Raw genomic sequence first — 636 nt, 5'->3', positions numbered from 1 at the left:
TATATAATAAAGATGAAGAATGCACTCGGAATACTTCAAAATATATTAGGTAAAACTGAAAATAACTAAAGTGTTTCCATATCTAAACTAAAAAAAGCTCTTATTCTTAAGAGCTTTTTTTAGTTTAAATTTCTCTTTATCTTTGGTTATTAGGTTAACCTAGTCCGTTTTATGTTAACTGAAAAGCTGTAAAAAACAAAGAACTAACCTTCAATCCCCCTAAAGGTCAGTTCTTCTTACCTTTTTAGCCAAAGAAGCCTTTTGCTGATACTTTAGTGGTTATTTGGCTAAGCTTACTACTCATCCATTATTTTCTTTTTTATTTATGTTCATTTCATATGCTTTTCCCCATTCATACATTTGAAGAATAATAGGTTTCAAGGTGTAACCAAATTCTGTCAAAGAGTATTCTACTTTTGGTGGAACAACCGGGTACACCTCTCGATGAACAACACCATCATTTTCAAGTTCACGGAGCTGTAGAGTCAACATTCTTTGGGTTAGGCTAGGGATTAAACGACGCAATTCATTAAATCGTTTTGTTTCCTGCAATAGATGGTATAAAATAACCCCTTTCCACTTACCGCCAATAATATCTAATGTTGTTTCGACTGGACAACCTGTTGGGCAATCACC

Annotated in this window: 1 protein-coding gene; it reads right to left on the bottom strand. The window is 33.5% G+C overall.

Features of this window, described 5'->3' with window-relative positions; all coding sequences use genetic code 11:
* Window positions 1-300: 300 nt before the first annotated feature.
* On the bottom strand, window positions 301-636 hold a 336-nt coding region (locus RB298_RS26555), incomplete at its 5' end, for a winged helix-turn-helix transcriptional regulator (protein ID WP_486049346.1).

Origin of the sequence: Priestia sp. BR_2 (genome assembly GCF_041954005.1) — a bacterium.
GTDB lineage: Bacteria > Bacillota > Bacilli > Paenibacillales > Paenibacillaceae > Paenibacillus_AQ > Paenibacillus_AQ lautus_A.
The sequence above is the reverse complement of the archived record's forward strand: the minus strand, read 5'-3'. Positions and strand labels throughout refer to the sequence as shown.